This window comes from Rhodococcus sp. BH5 (genome assembly GCF_027583855.1).
Taxonomy (GTDB): domain Bacteria; phylum Actinomycetota; class Actinomycetes; order Mycobacteriales; family Mycobacteriaceae; genus Rhodococcus_F; species Rhodococcus_F qingshengii.
Genome location: NZ_JAJHVW010000001.1, coordinates 87,576 through 110,418, shown reverse-complemented (window position 1 = coordinate 110,418; position 22,843 = coordinate 87,576). Strand labels below are relative to the sequence as shown.

Genomic DNA, 22,843 nt, shown 5'->3' with positions numbered 1-22,843 from the left:
TTTCCCGAAGTTTTACGAACCGATTACGTCATAGGCGTCGAGCGCCGCAACGGCTCGATCATGGACTTCGGAGACCAGTTCCGGCGGATGAAGGACCCGAACGCCCTCACCGAATCCCAACACCAGCCTTGCCATCCATTCAAGTGTTCCGAAACTCATCGTCGCCTCGACCGACCCGTCGTCGTTCACGTGCTCGACGTCCAACGGGTAGTAGTCGAGCATCCACACCCACTCTTTGGTGATGAACAACCGCGCTTCCGGAAGGGAACCGTCGCCGCTGAACAATTCGAGATTCGAATCCTCCTCGAGGGCCTGCGGCGGCGGGTCGGCGGGCTCGTCGAGTTGGACGGCGGCGTCGATCCGATCGAATCTGAACAACCGCACTCCCTCGGCTTGACGGCACCACGCCTGGAGGTAGCTGTAGTTGTCGACCAACACGATACGAACGGGGTCGACGATGCGCTCGGAGACCGCGTCGCGCGAGGCGGAGTAATACGTCAATCGCAGGGCGGTCTTGTCTGCGAGCGCGGCTCTGACCGTCGCTGCTATCGGGTCTTCGGCGATGTCCGGCGCCGGCGATGTGTCCCGGTCCTGACCGATGGCTCGTGCCGCGGCCGAGCCTGCTGCGTCCTCGATCTTCGCGATGGCACGCTGCGCCGAGGACGGATCGACCATGCCGGGCATTTCCACCAAGGACCGCAGGGCGATCAGCAACGCCGTCGCCTCCGTCGAGGTGAGGCGCAACGGGCGATCGATCCCGGCCGAGAACGTGACCTCGATACTTTCCTCGGAGAAGGACAGGTCGATGAGATCACCGGGACCGTAACCGGGCAGTCCGCACACCCACAGTTGATTGAGGTCGGTCATCAGTTGAGTGGTGCTGACACCGAGCTCCTCGGCGGCCTCGGCGGGACTGATGCCAGGATTTGCGATGAAGTACGGCACGAGGTTGAGCAGCCGTGCCAACCGCGACGACAGTCGATTGCTCATCAGTGGTCCCCCTGTCCATTGCCGGTGATCGGGCTCGCCGCGGCGGCGCGCAGCTTCGCGACGACCTCAGCACGCAAATCCGGTGGGTCCAGCACCAATGCGTCCAACCCGTGACCGGCGATCAACCGAGCGGTCCATTCCCAGGATCGGACGGGGATGGCCAGCACGCTGCCGTCGCGATCGGTCAACCGCCGTTCGGACGACGACGTCGCAAGCCGCCGAAGCTCATGGGCGCGGCCGTCTGCGACCCACACCGTAGCCGTCCCGGTCACGACGCCCGAACCGGTCACGCGATCGACGACCTCGCGAAGGTCGACACCTTCAGGTTTGTGAACCGAACCGGCCGGGCCGAACTCCCTGACGTCGTCACCGATCCGTGAGAGCCGGAAGGTCCTCACCGCATCACGGTCGACGTCGTGCCCGACCAGGTACCACTTGCCGTTGTGCGTGACGACGCCCCACGGTTCGACGGTGCGCTCGGTGAACGGTTCGTTCAATGCGCCGCGGTGCTGAAAATGAACTGCTCGGCCGGCGTCGACCGCTGCAAGAAGCTTGCCGAGCGCGGGCTCCGAACCGCGGGTGCGCGCGGGAATCGCGGTGACCGGGGCGGCACTGACTTCTGAGTCGACCTGGACGCCGGCCGCTCGGAGTTTGAGTAGTGCACTCTGGGCTGCCGAAATCAGTTCCGGCGACTCCCACAACTGCACCGCGACGGCGACTGCAGCAGATTCCTCGCTGGTGAGGTCCACGTCCGGAAGCTCGTAGGCATTGCGATTGATCCGATACCCCTCGACGGTCGAGAACCGTCCTGCCAGACCGGTTTCCAACGGGACACCCAGGTCACGAAGTTCGTTCTTGTCGCGCTCGAACATGCGACTGAACGCTTCGTAGTTCGCGGAATCGTTGTACCCGGCCACACTGTCACGGATTTTCTCCGCCGTGAGGAACTGTCTGGTGGACAGCAACGCGATCACCAGGTTCATCAACCGCTCGATTTTTGATGTCGCCACGCCGAAATCCTAGTGGCTATCCGATAACCGAACGCGCGCCGGACACTTTCGTGCCCGGCGCGTCGCCGCAAAACAGACCTGCTGTGTTGTAAATCGTGAAATTGGGTGACCTACATCGAAGCGATCAAACGCTCGACACGCTCGTCGACGGAGCGGAACGGGTCCTTGCACAGCACCGTTCTCTGTGCCTGATCGTTGAGCTTGAGGTGAACCCAGTCGACTGTGAAGTCCCGGCCTGCTGCCTGGGCTGCGGTGATGAAGTCGCCCCGCAATTTGGCGCGCGTGGTCTGCGGCGGATTCTCGACGGCGTCGTCGATCGTCTCGTCCTCGGTGACCCGCTTGACCAAGCCCTTGCGCTGGAGAACGTCGAAGACGCCCCGGCCGCGTTTGATGTCGTGGTAAGCCAAGTCGAGCTGCGCGATCTTGGGATCGGACAGGTCGAAACCGTGACGGTCCTGGTAGCGCTGGAACAGCTTGCGCTTGATGACCCAGTCGATCTCCGTGTCGACCTTCGCAAAATCCTGAGCTTCGACGGCATCGAGGGTGCGACCCCACAGGTCGACTACCTGCTCCACCTGCGGGTCCGGTTCGCGGTTACGCAGATGTTCGACTGCCTTGGCGTGGTATTCGCGTTGAATATCGAGGGCACTGGCCTGACGTCCACCAGCAAGGCGAACCGGCTTTTTACCGGTCACGTCGTGACTGACCTCGCGGATGGCACGAATCGGGTTGTCCAGCGCGAAATCGCGGAACGACACCCCGGCTTCGATCATCTCGAGCACCAGTGCGGCAGAACCGACCTTGAGCATCGTCGTCGTTTCGGCCATGTTCGAATCGCCGACGATCACGTGCAGGCGGCGGTACTTCTCGGCGTCCGCGTGCGGTTCGTCGCGGGTGTTGATGATCGGACGCGAGCGAGTGGTAGCCGACGAGACGCCCTCCCAGATGTGTTCCGCGCGCTGCGAGAGGCAGAACGTCGCGGCCTTCGGAGTCTGCAGTACCTTTCCGGCGCCGCAGATCAACTGGCGCGTGACGAGGAACGGCAACAAGACATCCGAAATGCGGGAGAACTCACCGGCGCGCGCGACGAGAAAGTTCTCGTGGCAGCCGTACGAGTTTCCGGCCGAGTCGGTGTTGTTCTTGAAGAGATAGATGTCGCCACCAATACCCTCCTCGGCGAGTCTCGCCTCGGCGTCGATCAGCAGTTCTTCGAGCACACGCTCACCGGCACGGTCGTGATTGACCAGCTGGATGAGGCTGTCGCACTCGGCCGTCGCGTACTCCGGGTGCGAACCCACATCCAGGTACAAGCGAGCTCCGTTACGGAGGAAGACGTTGGAGCTGCGACCCCACGACACGACACGACGGAAGAGGTAACGAGCAACCTCGTCGGGGCTCAGTCTCCTGTGCCCGTGAAAGGTGCAGGTAACGCCGAATTCCGTCTCGATACCCATGATTCGTCTCTGCACACTTCGACAGTACAACCAGAATGCGAGGTTCACCCGTGTACTTCGATCGCGTCGTAAGTCACGACTCGACAACGTCGGGCGGCAGCATAGTGTGACGGTGTGAGCCTTATTCGCCGAAAAGTTGTCCGAAGCGACGTCAAAGTCATGGAAAGCACTGGAGCACTGCGCCCTTCCGTGCTCGACCCGACCATGCGGTTTCTCTCCAGAGCCGCCGATCACGGCGTTTTGTGGATGGTTGTCGCCGCCTTGCTCGCGATGATCGGCGGGCGGCCCCGTAGGGCAGCAGCACGCGGGCTGCTCGCACTGGCCGGTTCCAGCGCGCTGGCCAACGGCATACTCAAGCCCCTCTTTCCCCGCCGACGCCCACCGGCACGCGTCTGGCTGAGCCCGAAGCGAGGCGTCGACATTCCGACGTCGTCCTCGTTCCCCTCCGGACATTCGTCTTCGGCCGCGGCATTCACCGCGGCAGTGGCCATGGAGTCCCCGGTTGCTGGAGCTGCTCTCGCACCACTGGCCGCAGCAGTGGCGTACTCACGCGTTCACAACGGAGTCCACTGGCCGTCCGACGTCTTCGCAGGCCTCGCGGTCGGCGGTGCTATCGCTGCCGGCACGCGTCGTTGGTGGGCGGTGCGCGACGAAGAACCCGCCGAACTCGGACCCGAGTGCGTGGTTCCCGCGCTCCCGCGCGGAGAAGGCTTGTTGGTCTTCACCAATCCTGGTTCAGGCTCCGAGGACGACGGGATCGTGGAATCGATTCGAGAACTACTACCTGCGGCGATCGTCTACGAGTTCGACGCGGACATCGACTTCGACATGCAGATCGATGCCAAGATCCCCGAGCTCTCGCCGAAAGCGTTGGGTGTATGCGGCGGCGACGGAACAGTGGTCACGGTCGCGACCGCGGCGACAAAGCACGAGCTACCACTTGCGGTTTTTCCCGGCGGAACATTGAACCATTTCGCCCGCGACGTCGGGGCGGTGAATGTCGAGGAGACCGCACAGGCAGTCGAGTCCGGTCAGGCGGCATTCGTCGACCACGCGGTGGTGCGCACGGATTCCGGAGTGACTGCACGGTTTCTCAACACAGCCAGCCTCGGTGGATACCCGGATGCTGTGCGCCTGAGGGAAAAATGGGAACCACGATTCGGTAAGTGGCCGGCCGCAGGAGCCGCGATGATCCGGGTTCTCGCAGCGGCGGAGCCGATGACGGTCACCATCGACGGGAAGCGGACCACCATCTGGATGCTGTTCGTCGGAAACGGGCGATACTCCCCCGCCGATCAGGTGCCGATGTCGCGTCCGGAGATGAACCGTGGACTACTCGACGTCCGCTATCTGCGCGCGGACAAGAAATTCTCGCGCTCACGTCTGCTGTTTGCGGCTGCCACAGGAACATTGGGCAGCTCGCGGGTCTACGTTCGCGAACTCGTCTCGTCGATGTCGGTTCGAGTCGCCGATTCACCGGTAGCCATCGCCACCGACGGTGAAGTGGTGGCAGACGCGCGCCGGTTCGATTTCGACACCGAACCGGGCGCGGTGGCCGTCTACCGAGTCACTCAGTAACTCCAGACCTGCAGTAACTCCCAGACCTACGGAGTATCTACGAGGGTGCGTCGCCGTTTGCCGGCGGCGCATCCTCGACTGCTGCCGGAGCTGGAAGCATCTCTTCCAAAACCGTTCCAGCGATCCGTTTGAACGCACGGCGTGGACGATTGCTGTCGAGTACGGCAACCTCGAGTGCACTCACATCGAGAGTTCGTGGTTCCGCCTCAGTGGTTCCGGCCGGTGCCGGGCCGCCCTTTTGGAGCGCCCCGACTGCAATCCGCACTGCGGATTCGAGGTCGAGGTCTCGCTGGTACGACTCGCGCATCGCCGTCACGATCGGTTCGGTCGTGCCGCCCATGACCACGAATTCCTGCTCGTCCGCGATGGATCCGTCGTACGTGATCCGGTAGAGCTGAGCCGGCGTACTGCTTCCGAAGCGACCGATCTCGGCAACACAGATCTCGACCTCGTACGGCTTGGGCTGCTCGGTGAAGATCGTTCCCAGGGTTTGTGCGTACGCATTGGCGAGAGAACGCCCGGTTACGTCCCGACGGTCGTACGAGTACCCACGCATGTCTGCGTGGACGATGCCCGCGCGGCGCAGATTCTCGAACTCGTTGTACTTGCCCACTGCCGCGAATCCGAGACGGTCGTACAGTTCGCTGACCTTGTGCAGAGCACGCGACGGGTTCTCGGCGACAAAGAGCACTCCGTCGCGGTAGGTGAGAACGACGACGCTGCGCCCGCGGGCAATTCCCTTGCGCGCCAATTCCGAACGATCGCGCATGATCTGTTCGGCTGATGCGTAGTACGGCATCGTCATAGCGCAGACTCCCCTTCCGGACTCGCGGTCGCCGTGCGAGCCGCGACGATCTCCCGGGCGATCTCGGCAGCCCTGCTGGGCGACAACTCCACAGCGCCGGCCGAGGTGATGGTGACCGCCGTCGGATAGATCCCTCGTGTCAGATCAGGACCACCGGTAGCCGAATCGTCATCTGCCGCGTCGTAGAGCGCCTCGACGGCGAACCGAAGCGCGGTGTCCTCGTCGATTCCCGGTGAATACAGCTTCTTGAGCGCCGATTTCGCGAACAGGGAGCCGGATCCGACTGCGTGATAGCCCGCGCGCTCCTCGTATCGCCCACCGACGACGTCATAGGAGACGATGCGACCGGCGGTGGACGGATCGACCGCGTCCAGGTCGTAACCCACGAGCAGTGGCACAACCGCCAAACCTTGCATCGCTGCTCCGAGATTTCCTCGAACCATCGACGAAAGTCGATTGGCCTTGCCGTCGAACGTGAGTGGGACGCCTTCGATCTTCTCGTAATGTTCGAGCTCGACCGCGAAGAGCCGGACCAGTTCGATTGCGATCCCGGCCGTACCGGCAATACCCGCAGCCGAGTAGTCGTCCGTGACGTACACCTTCTGCACGTCACGGCTGGCGATGAGATTGCCCATCGTCGCTCGGCGATCACCCGCGAGCAGAACACCACCCGCATAGCTGATCGCGACGATGGTGGTGCCGTGCGGAGCTACGTCTCCCCCGCCCATGACAACACCTCCTGTGTCGGCGAAGCGGTTCTGCGGAAGATGCTCCGGTGCATGCACCCGAAGGTATTCCGAGAATGACGACAGATTCGAGCCGAAGCTCAACCGTGTGTCCCCGTCTGTGATCCGGGGCGCGCGATCCACCGTCACTGGCCGCCCTTCTGGACGTAGGCACGGACGAAGTCCTCGGCGTTCTCTTCCAACACGTCGTCGATCTCGTCGAGCAGGTCGTCGGTTTCTGCAGCGAGCTTCTCGCGACGTTCCTGGCCGGCACTGCCGTCGCCACCAGTGGTTTCGTCGTCTTCGCCGCCACCGGCACGCTGCGTCTGTTCTTGAGCCATCGCCGTCGACCTCCTTGTGTGAAGGGAGCTCTCGCGAGCATCCTGTTCGGCCCAGCAGAGTCGGTAACTGATCCCGCTCGGACCTTCACCCTACCGAGCGGCACCGTCAGGTGTGGAGAGACGCGACGGCGAGCCGCATCGGCTGATTTCAGTGAGTGAGCTGATCAACCAGTTCCGCGGCGCTGTCCACGGAGTCGAGCAACGCTCCGACGTGCGCTTTGGTACCTCGAAGCGGCTCGAGGGTGGGGATACGGATCAACGATTCACCGCCGAGATCGAAGATGACCGAATCCCAGCTCGCGGCCGCGATATCGGCCCCGAATCGGCGTAGGCACTCGCCCCGGAAGTATGCGCGAGTGTCGGTGGGAGGGTTCGTGACCGCGTCGAGAACCTGCTGTTCGGTGACAAGCCGCTCCATGGAGCCGCGAGCAACCAGGCGGTTGTACAGGCCCTTGTCGAGTCGCACGTCGGAGTACTGCAGATCCACCAGATGCAATCGCGGCGCCGACCACGCGAGTCCCTCACGATTGCGGAACCCTTCGAGCAGACGCAGTTTGGCCGGCCAGTCGAGGATGTTCGCGCACTCCATGGGATCGCGCTCGAGGAGATCGAGAACCATCGCCCACTTGGCGACGATATCGTCCGCTCGCGGATCACGATCGGCCTCACGGTCGAGGAACTTCGAGACACGTTCGAGGTAAATGCGTTGCAGCGCAAGCCCTGTCAGTTCACGTCCGTCGGCCAGCGCAACGGTCTTGCGCAGAGTGGGGTCGTGACTGATGTGGTGGACGGCCGTGACCGGACGCGCCAGTTGCAGATCGGTGAGGTCGACACCTGCCTCGATCAGGTCGAGTACCAGCGCCGTTGTTCCAACCTTGAGGTACGTCGACATCTCCGCGAGGTTCGCGTCACCGATGATGACGTGCAGGCGGCGATACTTGTCCGCATCCGCGTGCGGTTCGTCGCGGGTGTTGATGATTCCGCGCTTGAGAGTGGTCTCGAGGCCTACTTCGACCTCGATGTAGTCGGATCGCTGCGAAAGCTGGAATCCGGCCTCGTCGCCGGACTGACCGAGACCCACACGACCGGAACCGCAGATCACCTGCCGGGACGCGAAAAACGGCGTCAATCCGGTCACTATCGAGGCGAACGGGGTCTCACGTGAGCAGAGGTAGTTCTCGTGCGTGCCGTACGAGGCACCCTTGCCGTCGACGTTGTTCTTGTACAGCTGGAGCCGAGGCGCACCCGGCACGCTGGATGCGTGCCGCGCAGCCGCTTCCATGACGCGTTCGCCGGCCTTGTCCCAGATCACGGCGTCGAGCGGGTCAGCGACCTCGGGCGCCGAATACTCCGGATGTGCGTGGTCGACGTACAACCGTGCCCCGTTGGTGAGAATCATGTTCGCGGCGCCGATCTCGTCCGCGTCGATCACCGGCGCGGGACCGCTCATTCGCCCCAGATCGAAGCCTCGGGCATCTCGCAGCGGAGATTCGACCTCGTAATCCCAGCGTGTGCGCTTGGCCCGTGGCACGCCCGCTGCGGCGGCGTAGGCAAGCACCGCCTGGGTTGAAGTGAGAATCGGATTCGCCGACGGCTCACTGGGTGAAGATATTCCGTATTCGACCTCGACACCGATGATCCGCTGCATGACACAAGAGCCTATGTGATTGCGGCGCGGCACCCACAGGCGTGGCACAGTTGGAGGAATGCACCAACCTCTCACCGCAGACCTGAATCCCGCGGACGAGGTAGTCGCCGTGTACGACCGGACGGGTAATCCGATCGGCCGAGCACCACGTTCGGTCGTCTACTCGGGTGGGCTCTGGCACGCGAGTGCGGGCGTCCTGGTTCGTACCGGGGACGGCTCCCGCATCTACGTCCATCGCCGAACCGACACGAAAGCGGTGTTCGGGGGCTATCACGACTGTCTTGCCGGAGGTGTCGTCGATCCAGGTGAGACGCCGCAGGAAACTGCGATCCGTGAAGTCGGTGAAGAACTCGGAATCTTCGGAACGGCAGACCAGCCACTCCGACTGACGGAGATCGCTCGAAAATCCTGGGACGGCGAGTGGAACAACTCTCCGTTGCGCTGTCACCTGTTTGCGTTCGAACTCAGATACGACGGGCCGATGGCACATCAGCCCAGCGAGATCGCCGAAGGTTGGTGGTGGACGCCGAAAGAACTCGGCGCCCACCTGCAGGACCCGTCGTGGCCGTTCGTTCCGGACTCACGCGCGCTGCTGGCCGACTATTGCTGGAGCTGAACACCGCTGGGACTGAACACCGCTGGGACTGAACACTGGTGGGACCTGTGATCAGCCCGGGGTGATCGCCGAGAGCCAAGCAGCGAACGCGCTGGGGTTGCGGGTCTGCGCGAGAACGCGTCCTGGGCCGGTGAAGTCGAAGACAAATCCTTCACCGGACTTCATCGACTGAATGGTGCGCCCCTGAACGGCGCGCCGCATGTTGAAATTCATGCCGAGGTCGTAGGCGACCACGTGACCGGTATCGATCGTGACCGTCTCGCCTGGCTGCAAGTCGATGACGTCGATCGCGCCGTAGACGGCCAGCACTACTTCACCGTCGCCACTTGCCCGCAGGCCGAAGCCGCCCTCACCGCCGAAGAGGTTGGACATGCCGCCCCACTTGGACTCGACCGTCACACCGTAGGAGTTGGCCAACCAGGTTCCACGGTTGAGGAAGAACGGGCGATCAGAGGTGATGGTCAGCGGGATCAGATCTCCGGGAAGCACACCAGTCACGTCGACCCAACCACCTTGCTGCGGAGCGGTATACGTCGTGACGAAAAATGATTCGCCGCTCAGCATCGACCGCTTGAGTCCCTGCAGGACGCCGCCCTGCGCCTTCGCTTCGAGTACTACGCCGGCAGAATGCGCGAGCATCGCCCCGCTCTCCACGCGCAGCGGTTCGCCGGGCGCGAGGTAGCAGCGAGCGACTGTGGACGACGGATTGTGTCGAAGATGTATCTGCACGGCGGGACTCTAAACCAGCGCGACCGACCGGTCCAATCGCAACGAAGTCAACGGCAGCGACGCAGAGATCGGGCCGACAACTCTCGCGGAGTGGCCGGCCCGATCGATGTTCGTTTCGTTACAGGTACTGGCCCGTGTTCGACTCCGTGTCGATCGCGCGGCTCGCACTGGCGTTCTTGCCCGTGACGAGAGTGCGGATGTAGACGATCCGCTCACCCTTCTTGCCCGAAATACGTGCCCAGTCATCAGGATTGGTGGTGTTGGGCAGATCCTCGTTCTCGGCGAACTCGTCGACGATGGAATCGAAGAGGTGCTGCACACGCAAGCCCGGAGCACCGGTGTCGAGTACCGACTTGATCGCGTACTTCTTGGCGCGGTCGACGATGTTCTGGATCATCGCACCCGAGTTGAAGTCCTTGAAGAACAGAACTTCCTTGTCGCCGTTGGCGTAGGTGACCTCGAGAAAACGATTCTCTTCGCTCTCCGCGTACATGCGATCGACGACGCGAACGATCATCGCCTTCAAGCATGCAGTGCGATCGCCACCGAACTCGGCGAGGTCGTCCGCATTGATCGGCAGACCGTCCACCAGGTACTTCGAGAAGATGTCCTGAGCGGATTCCGCGTCGGGGCGCTCGATCTTGATCTTCACATCCAGTCGGCCGGGACGCAGGATGGCCGGGTCGATCATGTCCTCACGGTTGGACGCGCCGATGACGATGACGTTCTCGAGCCCTTCCACGCCGTCGATCTCGCTGAGCAGCTGCGGAACAACCGTTGTCTCGACGTCGGAGGAGACTCCCGAACCACGGGTACGGAAGATCGAGTCCATCTCGTCGAAGAAGACGATCACCGGAGTGCCCTCGGACGCCTTCTCACGAGCACGCTGGAAGATCATCCGAATGTGACGCTCGGTTTCGCCGACGAACTTGTTCAGAAGTTCCGGGCCCTTGATGTTCAGGAAGTAGGACTTGGCGTCCTTGCTGTCCTGACCGCGGGCTTCTGCGATCTTCTTGGCCAACGAGTTGGCGACGGCCTTGGCGATGAGCGTCTTGCCGCAACCAGGCGGACCGTAGAGCAGTACACCCTTCGGCGGCCTCAGCGAGTACTCGTGGAACAGATCCTTGTGGAGGAACGGGAGTTCGACGGCATCACGGATCTGCTCGATCTGACGCCCGAGACCACCGATGTCGTCGTAGTGAACGTCCGGAACTTCCTCGAGAACCAGATCTTCGACCTCGGCCTTCGGGATGCGCTCGAAGGCGTACCCGGCCTTGGTGTCGACGAGCAACGAGTCGCCCGGACGCAGTTTCCTGGTCGGAGAATCGGCGTCGTACGCGATGATATCGGCTTCGGGGTCGGCGAAGACGGCTGCCAACGGCGCTGCGAGCCAGACGATGCGCTCTTCGTCGGCATGACCGACCACCAGTGCGCGCAAGCCGTCGTCGAGTACCTCACGGAGCGTGCTGATCTCACCGACCTGCTCGTAGGTGCCGGCCTCGACGATGGTGAGTGCCTCGTTGAGGCGAACCGTCTGCCCGAGGGCGAGGGTGTCCGTGTCGATGTTCGGTGAGCACGTCAACCGCATCTTGCGACCCGACGTGAACACGTCGACGGTCTTGTCCTCGTGTACCGAGAGAAGGACTCCGTAACCGCTCGGCGGTTGACCGAGTCTGTCGACTTCTTCACGAAGCGCGATGAGCTGCTGACGGGCCTCTTTGAGGGTGTCCATCAACTTGCTGTTTCGGATGGACAACGAGTCCACCTTCGACTCCAGCTCACGCACCTGCTCCGGCGATTGTGCAAGTTGTCGGCGCAGTACTTGTGCTTCCACTCGTAGCGCGTGGAGTTCTTCTGCTGCCGCAACCGAATCCGGGTTCTCTGTCGAGCTCATGTGCGTCTCCTCCCAGTGCGATCCATCAACGCTACCGGCATAAGGCCCCAACTGTCGCCAGACACGGTGCGCGAGTGCGAATTCACACCTGCGCGCGGACCGTGCCGACTGGTCTCGAGCCAGAATTTGGTCATGTTAGCCTTGCCTACAAGATGGAGACAGCGCCTGTCTCTCTTTACAACGAAAGGTAACGCTGTGATCATCCGCAAGACTCTCATCAGCGCTTGTGCTGTCGCTGCCGTCCTGACCATGGGTGCATGCAGCTCGGACGACAACAAGGATTCGACGGCTGCAAGTTCGACTTCCGCCGCCGCCTCGAGCACCACAGCCAAGGCCTCGGCTTCCGCCACGACGTCAGCTGCCGCTGCCGCAGCGGCTCCGACGGCCGAGGAGCTCAACGCTTCGCTCGTCGCTCTCATCGATCCGGCCAAGCCGATCGAGGAGAAGACCGCTCTGGTGGTCGACGGAACCAAGCGTCAGGCCAACATCGAGACGATGAGTGCTGCGCTGGGCGGTAACCCGGCCTACGCGATCACGTTCAACGTGGACAACGTCAAGGTCGACGGTCAGACCGCAACCGCAGACGTCGCCGTCGTCAGCCCGCACGGCGCCGCCCCGGCCACCCCGTGGACCTGGGAGCTCGAAGACGGCTCCTGGAAGCTGTCCGACACCTCGGCATGCGTGCTCCTGGAAATGGGCCGCGCTTCCTGCACCGCATAACTTCCAGCTACGACAAGAGCGGCGATCCGGATACCGGATCGCCGCTCTTGTTGTTTTCGTGTGACTACTTGGCCGCGGTGTTCGAGCCCTTGCCCGCACGCCGCTGCGGCTTCGGGGTGACAGTTCCTTCGGCGAGACGACGAGCGCTCACGAGGAACGCGGTGTGGCCTTGCATCCGATGTTCGGGGCGCACCGCCAATCCGACGACGTGCCAACCGCGCACGATCGATTCCCACGAGCGGGGCTCGGTCCAGCATTCCTGCTCCCGCATCGCCTCGACGACCTTCGAGAGCTGAGTAACGGTCGCGACGTAGACGATCAACACGCCGCCCGGCACGAGTGCCTGCGAGACGGCGGGCAGGACGTCCCACGGGGCCAGCATGTCGAGTACGACGCGATCGACCTTGCCTCCGTGCGCTTCCGGATCGAACTCGGCGAGATCGGCGATGGTCAGTTCCCAGTTCGGCGGACGTTCCCCGAAGAAGGTCTCGACGTTGCGAACCGCATGTTCGGCATGATCGTCGCGGACCTCGTAGGAGATGACCTTGCCCTCGGGTCCGACGGCACGCAGCAGCGAACATGTCAGTGCGCCGGAGCCGGCTCCGGCCTCGAGCACGCGTGCCCCTGGGAACACGTCGCCTTCGTGGACGATCTGAGCTGCGTCCTTCGGGTAGATGACCTGGGCACCGCGCGGCATGGACAGCACGTAGTCCACCAGCAGGGGGCGCAATGCGAGATAGGGCGTGCCGTTGACCGACTTGACGACGCTGCCCTCGTCGGCACCGATCAGATCGTTGTGAACGATTCCGCCCTTGTGGGTGTGGTATTCGCGGTTCGCCTCGAGAACGATCGTGTAGTGGCGTCCCTTGCCGTCGGTCAGCTGTACTCGGTCGCCGACGCGGAACGGACCTGACGGCCGCTTGCCCGGCGCAGTGAGATCAGCTTCTGGAAGCTCTTGTTCGGGAATCTCGGCGACAGCGGACTGCACAACCTCATCCACTTCGGTCGTGCCTTCTTCTGGTTGCAGCTCGTTCGCCATGCGCAGATGATCCCTGTTCGCTTGTTTCCGGTGTCCTCGCCACCGGCTCCGACGGAGTTGTCGGACCAACCGCATAGCCTGCCAGGTGTGAGCTCTGTCGAATTGCCAACCCCCACTCCAACGGGTGCAACATCACACGAGCGCCCGCGTAGTCGGCCGGCGCTCTCTCCGTCTCGGGCGGGTGACTACAAACAATGCCCCCTGCTCTATCGCTTCCGAGCAGTCGACAGAATTCCGGAAACGCCAACCAGAGCCCAGGTCAGAGGCACCGTCGTACACGCGGCACTGGAAGCACTGTTTGCACTCCCGACCGGTCACCGGGTTCCCGATCGCGCAGCCGAACTCGTCCGTCCCGCGTGGGAACGTGTCAGTGCCGAGTCTCCCGAGGCCGCTGACCTTGTTCCGGAGGGCGAGCTGGATTCGTTCCTCGACGAAGTCGGCAAGCTCGTCGCGACGTACTACACGCTCGAAGATCCCACTCGATTCGATGCCGAGGCGTGCGAGGTCTACGTCGAGACCGAATTGGAGAACGGCGTTCGACTCCGCGGCTTCGTCGACCGGATAGACGTTGCACCGACGGGTGAGGTGCGGGTGGTCGACTACAAGACCGGAAAAGCGCCTCGCGAGTTCACCGAATCCAAGGCGCTCTTCCAGATGAAGTTCTACGCGCTCGTACTGCTGCGCACTCGCGGAATCGTTCCCGCACAACTGCGCCTGATCTATCTGGCCTCCGGCTCGATTCTCACGTACGCCCCGGATCACGACGAGCTCATCCGATTCGAGCGAACCCTCTCCGCCATCTGGAAAGCGATCCTCGCAGCAGGTGCGACCGGAGACTTCAGACCCAAGCCTGGCAAACTGTGCGACTGGTGCGATCACAAGTCACTGTGCCCCTCGTTCGGCGGAACACCTCCGCCGTATCCAGGTTGGCCGGACCTGCTGAGCACCGAACCTGTTGCCGCAAAGGAGAATTCATAACATGACGGACAGTTCGTACTACCGCTACCTCGGAACGACGGAGGAAGGGCACGAGCGGTTCGCGAGCACGCAGGCAACTGTCAGCATCTGGGGCCCGACACTGCAGCACGGCGCTCCCCCGTCGGCGCTGTTGGTACGAGCCCTCGAGCGGTGCGGTGCGCGCGACGAAACCCGTCTGACGCGCGTCGTCGTCGAGATTCTCGGACCGATTCCGATTGCCGACCTCGAAGTCCGGTCCTGGATCGAACGACCCGGTCGCCGAATCGAATTGATCGTCGCCGAACTGTGGGCAACCACCGCCGACGGATCTGCACGCGCGGTTGCGCGCGGTACGGCGTGGCGGATGGAGACGGTGGATACCGGCGACGTCGTCCACGTAGTCGATCCCCCGCTCGAACCCCGCGACAGCGGCACCCCGGGCGTTCTCGAGGGTCTGTGGAGCGTCGGCTATCTCAAGACCCTCGACTGGTCCTGGATTGCTCCGATCGGGTGCGTGGGAACCGGCAAGGTATGGGCGCGCCCCAAGCCAGAGCTGGTCGAGGGTGAGAAGATGTCTGCTCTCGAGCGTTTGTTCGCGGTGGCCGACATCTCAAACGGGGTCGGCGCCAAGCTCGACCCGGAGCACTGGACGTTTCTCAACACAGATCTCACGGTGCATATCTTCCGTGTGCCCGAGGGAGAGTGGGTCGGTGTCGCCGCCGAAACCACAACGGGTCCGGACGGCGTCGGCATGTGTGCGGGCGTGCTCTACGACGAGCAGGGTGCCGTGGGCCGTATCGCCCAGACTTTGCAGATTCGCGCCCGTTCCTGATTTCCAGGAACGGGCGCGAATGCGCGTAAATCTATTCAGGCAGTGATCAGAAAGCGCGTACCGAGCGGATGTTCGACGCGAGGATGGCCTTGGCACCGAGTTCGGCCAAGGCATCCATCACCTGGTTGTGTCCCTTGATCGGGACCATCGCGCGAACCGCGACCCAGTCGGGATCGGCCAACGGTGAGAGGGTCGGCGATTCCATACCGGGAGTCATCTTGATGGCGTCGTCGAGGATGGTGCGCGGGCAGTCGTAGTCGATCATCAGATTCTGCTGCGCGAAGACAATTCCGCGTACGCGTTCGATGAGCTGGTTGCGGGCGGGATCGTCCTGCGGAGCGCCGGTGCGCTCGATCAGGACACCTTCGGAATCGCAGAGCGATTCACCGAAAGCCACGAGGTTGTGTTGGCGGAGAGTACGACCCGATCCGACCACGTCGGCGATCGCGTCGGCGACGCCGAGCTGAATCGAGATTTCCACTGCTCCGTCGAGACGGATGACGGTGGCGTCGAGTCCGCGATCTGTGAGGTCCTTACGGACCAGGTTCGGGTACGACGTTGCAATGCGCAGGCCGGACAGATCCTCGACGGCCCAGTCCTTGCCGGCCGGTGCTGCGTAACGGAACGACGAACGGCCGAAGCCCAGTGACAGACGCTCGGATACGGGAGCACCCGAGTCGCCGGCGAGATCACGACCGGTGATGCCGAGATCCAGCTCACCGGAGCCGACGTAGATCGCAATGTCCTTGGGGCGCAAGAAGAAGAACTCGACCTGATTGGCCGGATCCAGGACCGTCAGATCACGGGAATCGGTGCGTCGACGGTAGCCGGCCTCGCTGAGAATCTCGGCGGCGGACTCGGACAGTGAGCCTTTGTTGGGAACTGCTACGCGCAGCATGGTGGATGTCCTTTCGGAAGGTGTGGGTGACGTGAGACGACATGAATCGGAAGCCCTGGACGAGCGAGACGGAGTACACCTCGCTGGTCAGCTCCGATCACAGATGTCGGTACACGTCCTCGAGGGTCAGTCCGCGACCGACCATCAACACCTGCGTCCAGTACAGCAGCTGGGAAATTTCCTCGGCGAGCTGCTCATCGCTCTGGTATTCCGCAGCGATCCACACTTCACCGGCTTCCTCGATGACCTTTTTGCCCTGAGCATGCACACCGGCGTCGAGGGCGGCGACAGTGCCGGACCCCTCGGGGCGAGTAGCAGCGCGCTCGGTCAATTCGGCGAACAAGGATTCGAAGGTCTTCACGGGTAGCTATTCTTTCACGAGGACGGAAGCGGTTTTCACACGCCCACGAACAGCGGTGTTCACAAGCCTGCGTCGAGGCTGCGCGAACTCACGAACCTGCGGGTCTGCCCGGTGATCGGATCCGGGTACTCCAACGCTCGCGCCAACAATCGCAACGGAGTCGAGAAGTCACCGGGCACTGCGGGCAGATACTCCGGATAGTAGTTGTCACCGACGATCGGGACGCCCAGCGAGTTGAGGTGCAGCCGAAGCTGATGGGTCCGGCCGGTCCGTGGGAGCAACCTGTATCGCCCGAGCGTCCGGCCAGCCGAGTCGGTGATCACCTCGATCAGTTCGATCGAGGTCTCACTGTTCGGCTCGCCCGCGATTTCGGTAGCCGTCATCTCGCCGTGAACTTTGTTGATGCGGCTGCGCACCGTGCGAGGGAAAGTCAGTTCCGGATCGAAGCCCGCAATCGCCTCGTACTCCTTGACGATCCGCTGCTCGGCAAAAAGTTCCTGGTACGGCCGTCGTAGGTCCGGTGTCACGGTGAACACGATGACACCCGCCGTCATCCGGTCGAGGCGGTGAACTGGCGCAAGATCCGGAAGGTCCAGGTCACGACGCAGGCGCACGACTGCGCTTTCGACGATGTGCGCTCCCCGTGGAATGGTCGCCAGGAAGTGCGGTTTGTCGATCACGAGAATCGAGTCGTCGCGGTACAAGATCTCGATCTCGTGCGGAACCGGAATCTCGGGGGCCGGCTCGCGGTAGAAGTACACGAACCGGGTCGGCTGATAGGGCGTTCGGCTCGTGATCTTCCGCCCGTGCTCGTCGACGACGTCCCCGGCGCTGACGAGGTCCGCCCACAGGTCCCGCTCCCCGGGATGCTCGCCGACCAGGTGCTCGAGGACGGTCCGCGCCGACGACTCCGCCGGCATCCGCAGCCGGTCAGGTCCGAGACCATTTCGGATCGGCAACGGAGCCTTGGGCACAGCTCAGTCCTGCTCGAGGTCTGGTGAACAACTCTCGCAGAGCAATTCGAGGGTTCGGCCGTCGCCGTCGATCCGGTTGCGGTACCGCGGGGTCGGAGTACCACAATCGACACACACGCCGAGTGTCTTGGCTTCGGATGAGAACTCGATGTTCATCCGCTTGTCGAACACGTACAGGGAACCGTCCCAGAGGCCGCGGTCGCCGAAAGTCTCGCCGTAACGGACGATTCCGCCGTCCAACTGATAGACCTCGTCGAAGCCACGTGAGCGCATCAGCGAAGACAACACCTCACAGCGCACTCCGCCGGTGCAGTACGTGACCACGGCTTTGCCCTTGAGATGGTCGTATTTGCCACTGTCGAGTTCGTTGACGAAATCCCGAGTGGTGGCGACGTCCGGAACTATCGCATCTCGGAAACGGCCGATCTCGGCTTCGAAGGCATTGCGCCCGTCGAAGAACACGACGTCGTCACCGCGAGTGTCGACGAGTTCGTGTAGTTCCTTGGGCACCAGGTGAACTCCTCCGCCGACCACACCGTTCTCGTCGACTTTCAGCTCGTCGGGGGCACCGAACGTCACGATCTCCGAGCGTGCCTTGACACTCAGACGAGGGAAATCGTTCCCGAGGCCGTCCGACCACTTGATGTCAGCGGTACGGAAGGGTTCGTAACCACGCGTACCACGGACATATCGCTTGACATCCTCGATGTCTCCGCCGACCGTCGCGTTGATCCCGTGCGGCGAGACGATGATCCGGCCCGTCAGGTTGTTGGACTCGGCCAGGCTGTGCTGCCACAGCTTGATCGCTTCCGGGTCCGCCAACGGCGTGAACTGGTAGAAGAGAACAATTTTCGGAATAGCCACAGCAAATCCAGCCTAACGTGCCGCGCTCGAGTGAACGTCGTGAAGATCGTGAATGGACAAGTCCAACAGGGACTCTCGAAACACGCGTCCAGGGCCGGCGGGGACGTCGACCTCACACGGAACGACGAGCACCGCGCAACCCGCAGCGCTGGCCGACGCCGTGCCGGTCGGCGAGTCCTCGATCGCGAGGCACTGCGCCGGCTCGAGTCCGAGCAGATGCGCGCCGCGCAGGTACGGATCCGCTGCCGGTTTCCCGTTGGGGACCTCGTCGCCACACACCGAATGGTCGAAGAACTCACGGCCGAGCATGCCGAGTGCCCGATCGACCAGAACTCGCTCGGTGTTGGTGACCAGTGCAGAACGCAAACCACCGTCACGCACGGTCGACAGTGCGTCGCGAGCACCCGGCCGCCAGGTCACGCCGTCCTCGAACAGATCGCCGACGCGGGTGTACATCCAGTCCTTCGCCTCGGCGATGGCATCGGGATGCTTCTCCAGGCCGAGAGCGTCGAACACCGTCGCAAGGGCGAAGGGGCTCGACGCACCGATGACGGCAACGCGTGTCGCTTCCGTCATCGGTCCGCCCAGGCGTAGGGACAGCTCACGAAGCGCGATGTCCCACAGCTTCTCCGAATCGAGCAGGGTGCCGTCCATGTCCCACAGGACACCACCGAGCGTTGATTCGGATACTTCGGTCAACAACTCAGACATTGAAATACTTTGCTTCCGGGTGGTGCAGGACAAAAGCGTCCGTGGACTGCTCGGGATGCAGCTGCAGCTCCTCGGACAATTCGACGCCGATTCGTTCGGGTTCGAGCAACGCAACCAACTTGGCTCGATCCTCGAGATCCGGGCACGCGCCGTATCCGAACGAATAACGAGCGCCGCGGTACTCGAGATCGAAGTAACCGGCAACCTCGGTGGGATCCTTCTCCGCGACGGTGTGACCCTCGGGAAGCACTAGCTCTTCACGGACGCGTCGATGCCAGTACTCGGCCAGAGACTCCGTGAGCTGGACACCGATTCCGTGAACCTCGAGGTAATCGCGGTACGAGTTCGATGCGAACAACTCGTTGGCGAAGTCCGCGATCGGCTGACCCATCGTCACCAACTGGAACGGAAGAACGTCGACCTGCCCGGTGGCCTCGGCGTCCTTGCGCGAGCGAACGAAGTCCGCGATGCACAGGAAGCGGTCGCGGTGCTGGCGCGGGTAGGTGAACCGGAACCTTTCGGGTGCATCCGGTTTCGGCTCGGTGAGCACGATGACGTCGTCGCCCTCCGAGATCGCCGGGAAGTACCCGTACACGACCGCGGCATGCGCGAGGATGCCCTCGGACGTCAACCGATCGAGCCAGTACCGAAGTCGCGGACGGCCTTCCGACTCGACCAATTCCTCGTACGTCGGACCGTCGCCCTTGCGCTGACCGCGAAGGCCCCACTGGCCGAGGAAAAGAGCGCGCTCGTCGAGCAGCCCCGAGTACTCGGACAGCGAGATTCCCTTGACGATGCGCGAGCCCCAGAAGGGAGGTGTCGGCACCGCGATGTCGGTTGCGACATCGGAACGCTCCGGCAGGACCACGGGAACCGCTGCAGCCTTACGCTTTTCGGCGATGCGCTTGGAACGCTCGTGACGTGCCTTACGCTCGGCAGCCTTCTCGCGAGCAGCGATGGCCTCCGGGCTGTCCGGCGCCGGGCCGCCACCACGCTTGGTCGTCATGATCTGGTCCATCAAGTTCAGACCCTCGAAGGCGTCGCGGGCATAGCTGACGTCGCCCTCGTACACCTCCTGCAGGTCGTTCTCGACGTAGGAGCGCGTGAGCGCCGCACCACCGAGCAGCACCGGGAACTTCTCGGCGACTCCACGTGCGTTGAGTTCCTGGAGGTTTTCCTTCATCACGACAGTGGACTTCACGAGCAGTCCGGACATGCCGATCACGTCGGCTTTCTTGTCCAACGCGACGTCGAGGATGGTCGCGATCGGCTGCTTGATACCGATGTTGACGACCTCGTAGCCGTTGTTGCTCAAGATGATGTCGACCAGGTTCTTGCCGATGTCGTGAACGTCGCCCTTGACGGTCGCGATCACGATGCGACCCTTGCCGTCCTCGTCGCTCGCTTCCATGTGCGGTTCGAGGAATGCCACGGCAGCCTTCATGACCTCGGCCGACTGCAACACGAACGGCAACTGCATCTGTCCGGAGCCGAACAGCTCGCCGACGGTCTTCATGCCCGAGAGCAAGGTCTCGTTGATGATGGCCAGCGGAGGCTTGATCGTCATCGCCTCGGTGAGGTCGTCGTCGAGGCCGTTGCGCTCACCGTCGACGATGCGGCGTTCGAGCCGGTCGAACAACGGAAGTCCCGCCAGTTCCTGCGCACGAGACTCACGCGCCGACGCTGCCGAAACGCCCTCGAACAGAGCCATCAGCTTCTGCAGCGGGTCGTACCCCTCGCTACGACGGTCGTAGACGAGGTCGAGTGCAGTTTCACGCTGCTCGTCCGGAATTCGGGCCATCGGCAGAATCTTGGACGCATGAACGATCGCCGTGTCCAGACCTGCCTCGGTGCACTCGTGCAGGAACACCGAGTTGAGGACCTGACGAGCTGCCGGGTTCAAACCGAACGAGATGTTCGAGATACCCAGGGTGAAGTGGAGTTCCGGGTACGCAGCCTTGAGCTGACGGATCGCTTCGATGGTCTCGATGCCGTCGCGTCGTACCTCTTCCTGACCGGTCGAGATGGGGAAGGTCAAGGCGTCGACGATGATGTCGGACTCGGCGAGTCCCCAGTTTCCCTTGATGTCCTCGATCAGACGCTTGGCGATGGCGACCTTCGTCTCGGCGGTGCGAGCCTGGCCCTCTTCGTCGATGGTCAGGGCGACGACCGCCGCGCCGTGCTCCTTGACCAGAGTCATGATCTTGTGGAAACGCGATTCGGGGCCGGCGCCGTCTTCGTAGTTGACGGAGTTGACGGCGCAGCGGCCACCGAGGTGCTCGAGGCCGGCTTGCAGCACGGCAGGCTCGGTGGAGTCGAGCATGATCGGCAGCGTCGAGGACGTCGCCAGGCGGCTGGCAAGTTCCGACATGTCGGCGGCACCGTCGCGGCCCACGTAGTCGACGTTGAGGTCGAGCATGTGTGCGCCGTCGCGGGTCTGGTCCTTGGCGATGTCCAGGCACTTCTGGTAGTCCGCGGAGAGCATCGCCTCGCGGAAAGCCTTGGAGCCGTTGGAGTTCGTGCGTTCGCCGATCATCAGGATGCTGGCGTCCTGCTCGAACGGCACCGCCGAGTACAGCGAAGAGGTGCTCGGCTCGTGGATCGGCGTGCGCTGGGCCTTCTCGACCTGACGAACCGCGTCGGCGACCGCGCTGATGTGCTCGGGCGTCGTACCGCAGCAGCCACCGACGAGGCCGAGTCCGAACTCGGAGACGAAACCACTGAGGGCTTCGGCCAATTCGTCGGCAGTCAGCGGATACTCGGCACCCTTGGGGCCGAGCTGCGGCAGGCCGGCATTGGGCATGACCGACACCGGCAGCGTGGAGTACTTGGACAGATGACGGAGATGTTCACTCATCTCGGCCGGCCCGGTGGCACAGTTCAGACCGATCATGTCGATACCGAGTGGCTCGAGTGCCGTCAGCGCCGCACCGATCTCACTGCCCAGGAGCATCGTTCCGGTTGTCTCGACCGTCACGTGCGTGATGATCGGCAACCGCAGTCCGAGTTGCTCCATCGCACGCTGGCTGCCGAGGATTGCAGCTTTCACCTGAAGCAGGTCCTGGCAGGTTTCGACGAGGATGGCGTCGGCGCCACCGTCGATCATGCCGAGCGCAGCTTCGGTGTACGCGTCACGCAGGACTGCGTACGGTGCGTGTCCCAGGCTGGGGAGCTTGGTTCCCGGTCCCATCGAGCCGAGTACGAATCGGGCCATGCCGTCGCGGCCTGGTCCCATCTCGTCCGCTACTTCACGGGCGAGAGCAGTGCCTTTTTCCGCGAGTTCGCGGATCCGGTGAGAGATGTCGTAGTCGGCGAGGTTGGGCAGGTTGCAACCGAAGGTGTTGGTCTCGACGGCATCGGCACCAGCGGCGAAGTACGCACGGTGGATGTCTTTGAGCACGTCGGGACGGGTGTCGTTGAGGATCTCATTGCACCCCTCGAGGCCGAGGAAGTCGTCCAGGGTGAGGTCCGCGGCCTGCAACATGGTGCCCATCGCTCCGTCGCCGATGACAACGCGCTGTTTCAGCGCATCAAGCAGGGCAGAGTTAAATGGGGCAGACATGCCGTCCAGAGTAGTGGGCGCACCGACAAGCTCTGGCCGTAGGCTGGGTGGGTGAGTCCAAGTGAGTTCCCCGTCACTCCCGACGGCCCGGTCGATTTCGATGATTCCGCGGCCTTCGAGAGCCCTGACGGCTTT

21 protein-coding genes are annotated in these 22,843 nt (G+C 63.0%); 5 read left to right on the top strand and 16 right to left on the bottom strand.

Annotation, left to right across the window (positions count from 1 at the left end; translation table 11 throughout):
- Window positions 1-12: 12 nt before the first annotated feature.
- From RhoBH5_RS00520 to pafA, 3 genes are all read right to left on the bottom strand, one after another.
- Window positions 13-990 (bottom strand): helix-turn-helix transcriptional regulator, encoded by a 978-nt coding sequence (locus tag RhoBH5_RS00520; protein ID WP_030536343.1) that lies wholly within the window; start codon window positions 988-990, stop codon window positions 13-15.
- Window positions 990-2,000 (bottom strand): helix-turn-helix transcriptional regulator, encoded by a 1,011-nt coding sequence (locus tag RhoBH5_RS00515; RefSeq protein WP_003944939.1) that lies wholly within the window; start codon window positions 1,998-2,000, stop codon window positions 990-992. Before RhoBH5_RS00515 ends, RhoBH5_RS00520 begins: the two co-directional genes overlap by 1 nt.
- Before the next feature lie 110 nt (window positions 2,001-2,110).
- Entirely contained in the window at window positions 2,111-3,469 is a 1,359-nt protein-coding gene (pafA, locus tag RhoBH5_RS00510) for a Pup--protein ligase (RefSeq protein ID WP_007729869.1), read from the bottom strand.
- Between the two features lie 144 nt (window positions 3,470-3,613).
- Between pafA and RhoBH5_RS00505 the strand changes: the two genes are divergently transcribed.
- Complete coding sequence (locus tag RhoBH5_RS00505; RefSeq protein ID WP_172827081.1) at window positions 3,614-5,032, top strand: bifunctional phosphatase PAP2/diacylglycerol kinase family protein; 1,419 nt, start codon at window positions 3,614-3,616, stop codon at window positions 5,030-5,032.
- Window positions 5,033-5,069: 37 nt separating this feature from the next.
- Here the strand turns inward: RhoBH5_RS00505 and prcA are convergent, their stop codons facing one another.
- The 4 genes from prcA to dop all read right to left on the bottom strand — a co-directional run bounded on the left by prcA (window position 5,070) and on the right by dop (window position 8,551).
- Complete coding sequence (gene prcA, locus RhoBH5_RS00500) at window positions 5,070-5,837, bottom strand: proteasome subunit alpha (RefSeq protein WP_003945006.1); 768 nt, start codon at window positions 5,835-5,837, stop codon at window positions 5,070-5,072.
- A complete protein-coding gene (prcB, locus tag RhoBH5_RS00495; protein ID WP_030536341.1) occupies window positions 5,834-6,712 on the bottom strand; it encodes a proteasome subunit beta in 879 nt (292 codons plus the stop codon). The genes prcA and prcB overlap by 4 nt, the downstream gene beginning before the upstream one ends.
- Window positions 6,709-6,903 carry a ubiquitin-like protein Pup gene (locus RhoBH5_RS00490; RefSeq protein WP_003944925.1) on the bottom strand — a complete coding sequence of 65 codons (195 nt, stop codon included), beginning with the start codon at window positions 6,901-6,903 and terminating at the stop codon, window positions 6,709-6,711. Before RhoBH5_RS00490 ends, prcB begins: the two co-directional genes overlap by 4 nt.
- A 148-nt stretch (window positions 6,904-7,051) precedes the next feature.
- A complete protein-coding gene (gene dop, locus RhoBH5_RS00485) occupies window positions 7,052-8,551 on the bottom strand; it encodes a depupylase/deamidase Dop (RefSeq protein WP_042450979.1) in 1,500 nt (499 codons plus the stop codon).
- 58 nt (window positions 8,552-8,609) lie between these two features.
- Here dop and RhoBH5_RS00480 point away from each other — a divergent pair, with 58 nt between their 5' ends.
- A complete protein-coding gene (locus RhoBH5_RS00480; protein WP_007729886.1) occupies window positions 8,610-9,167 on the top strand; it encodes an NUDIX hydrolase in 558 nt (185 codons plus the stop codon).
- Between the two features lie 51 nt (window positions 9,168-9,218).
- Here RhoBH5_RS00480 and RhoBH5_RS00475 read toward each other — a convergent pair whose 3' ends face one another.
- Window positions 9,219-9,896 (bottom strand): TIGR00266 family protein, encoded by a 678-nt coding sequence (locus tag RhoBH5_RS00475; RefSeq protein ID WP_064444616.1) that lies wholly within the window; start codon window positions 9,894-9,896, stop codon window positions 9,219-9,221.
- A 118-nt stretch (window positions 9,897-10,014) separates the two neighbouring features.
- Complete coding sequence (gene arc / locus RhoBH5_RS00470; RefSeq protein WP_003944870.1) at window positions 10,015-11,790, bottom strand: proteasome ATPase; 1,776 nt, start codon at window positions 11,788-11,790, stop codon at window positions 10,015-10,017.
- Window positions 11,791-11,985: 195 nt separating this feature from the next.
- On the opposite strand from arc, the gene RhoBH5_RS00465 reads away from it, so the two are divergent.
- Window positions 11,986-12,510, top strand: coding sequence for a hypothetical protein (locus tag RhoBH5_RS00465; protein WP_003944789.1), 525 nt, complete (start codon window positions 11,986-11,988; stop codon window positions 12,508-12,510).
- Window positions 12,511-12,574: 64 nt separating this feature from the next.
- Here RhoBH5_RS00465 and RhoBH5_RS00460 read toward each other — a convergent pair whose 3' ends face one another.
- The gene (locus RhoBH5_RS00460) at window positions 12,575-13,498 is read right to left on the bottom strand and encodes a tRNA (adenine-N1)-methyltransferase (RefSeq protein ID WP_042919726.1); all 924 of its coding nucleotides are present in this window, start codon (window positions 13,496-13,498) and stop codon (window positions 12,575-12,577) included.
- 138 nt (window positions 13,499-13,636) lie between these two features.
- On the opposite strand from RhoBH5_RS00460, the gene RhoBH5_RS00455 reads away from it, so the two are divergent.
- Both RhoBH5_RS00455 and RhoBH5_RS00450 read left to right on the top strand, forming a co-directional pair.
- Window positions 13,637-14,527: a RecB family exonuclease gene (locus RhoBH5_RS00455; RefSeq protein ID WP_370852750.1), complete on the top strand. Its 891-nt coding sequence runs from the start codon at window positions 13,637-13,639 to the stop codon at window positions 14,525-14,527.
- 1 nt (window position 14,528) lies between these two features.
- Entirely contained in the window at window positions 14,529-15,338 is an 810-nt protein-coding gene (locus RhoBH5_RS00450) for a thioesterase family protein (protein ID WP_003944950.1), read from the top strand.
- 46 nt (window positions 15,339-15,384) lie between these two features.
- Here the strand turns inward: RhoBH5_RS00450 and hisG are convergent, their stop codons facing one another.
- From hisG to metH, 6 genes are all read right to left on the bottom strand, one after another.
- Complete coding sequence (gene hisG / locus RhoBH5_RS00445) at window positions 15,385-16,236, bottom strand: ATP phosphoribosyltransferase (protein WP_003944905.1); 852 nt, start codon at window positions 16,234-16,236, stop codon at window positions 15,385-15,387.
- Window positions 16,237-16,333: 97 nt separating this feature from the next.
- On the bottom strand, window positions 16,334-16,597 hold the full coding sequence (locus RhoBH5_RS00440) for a phosphoribosyl-ATP diphosphatase (RefSeq protein WP_003944933.1): 264 nt from the start codon (window positions 16,595-16,597) through the stop codon (window positions 16,334-16,336).
- A 59-nt stretch (window positions 16,598-16,656) separates the two neighbouring features.
- Window positions 16,657-17,517, bottom strand: coding sequence for a pseudouridine synthase (locus RhoBH5_RS00435; RefSeq protein ID WP_047270562.1), 861 nt, complete (start codon window positions 17,515-17,517; stop codon window positions 16,657-16,659).
- A 57-nt stretch (window positions 17,518-17,574) separates the two neighbouring features.
- Complete coding sequence (trhO, locus tag RhoBH5_RS00430) at window positions 17,575-18,435, bottom strand: oxygen-dependent tRNA uridine(34) hydroxylase TrhO (RefSeq protein WP_042450983.1); 861 nt, start codon at window positions 18,433-18,435, stop codon at window positions 17,575-17,577.
- Between the two features lie 12 nt (window positions 18,436-18,447).
- On the bottom strand, window positions 18,448-19,146 hold the full coding sequence (locus RhoBH5_RS00425) for an HAD family hydrolase (protein WP_007729900.1): 699 nt from the start codon (window positions 19,144-19,146) through the stop codon (window positions 18,448-18,450).
- Complete coding sequence (metH, locus tag RhoBH5_RS00420) at window positions 19,139-22,708, bottom strand: methionine synthase (RefSeq protein ID WP_270007843.1); 3,570 nt, start codon at window positions 22,706-22,708, stop codon at window positions 19,139-19,141. Before metH ends, RhoBH5_RS00425 begins: the two co-directional genes overlap by 8 nt.
- Between the last annotated feature and the right edge of the window lie 135 nt (window positions 22,709-22,843).

Coding starts and splice junctions, on each gene's coding strand:
- metH (WP_270007843.1), bottom strand. CDS start 22,708: ATGTCTGCCCCATTTAACTCTGCCCTGCTTGATGCGCTGAAACAGCGC.
- RhoBH5_RS00520 (WP_030536343.1), bottom strand. CDS start 990: ATGAGCAATCGACTGTCGTCGCGGTTGGCACGGCTGCTCAACCTCGTG.
- hisG (WP_003944905.1), bottom strand. CDS start 16,236: ATGCTGCGCGTAGCAGTTCCCAACAAAGGCTCACTGTCCGAGTCCGCC.
- RhoBH5_RS00480 (WP_007729886.1), top strand. CDS start 8,610: ATGCACCAACCTCTCACCGCAGACCTGAATCCCGCGGACGAGGTAGTC.
- RhoBH5_RS00505 (WP_172827081.1), top strand. CDS start 3,614: ATGGAAAGCACTGGAGCACTGCGCCCTTCCGTGCTCGACCCGACCATG.
- prcA (WP_003945006.1), bottom strand. CDS start 5,837: ATGACGATGCCGTACTACGCATCAGCCGAACAGATCATGCGCGATCGT.
- RhoBH5_RS00435 (WP_047270562.1), bottom strand. CDS start 17,517: ATGCCGGCGGAGTCGTCGGCGCGGACCGTCCTCGAGCACCTGGTCGGC.
- RhoBH5_RS00450 (WP_003944950.1), top strand. CDS start 14,529: ATGACGGACAGTTCGTACTACCGCTACCTCGGAACGACGGAGGAAGGG.
- arc (WP_003944870.1), bottom strand. CDS start 11,790: ATGAGCTCGACAGAGAACCCGGATTCGGTTGCGGCAGCAGAAGAACTC.
- RhoBH5_RS00425 (WP_007729900.1), bottom strand. CDS start 19,146: ATGTCTGAGTTGTTGACCGAAGTATCCGAATCAACGCTCGGTGGTGTC.
- dop (WP_042450979.1), bottom strand. CDS start 8,551: ATGCAGCGGATCATCGGTGTCGAGGTCGAATACGGAATATCTTCACCC.
- RhoBH5_RS00490 (WP_003944925.1), bottom strand. CDS start 6,903: ATGGCTCAAGAACAGACGCAGCGTGCCGGTGGCGGCGAAGACGACGAA.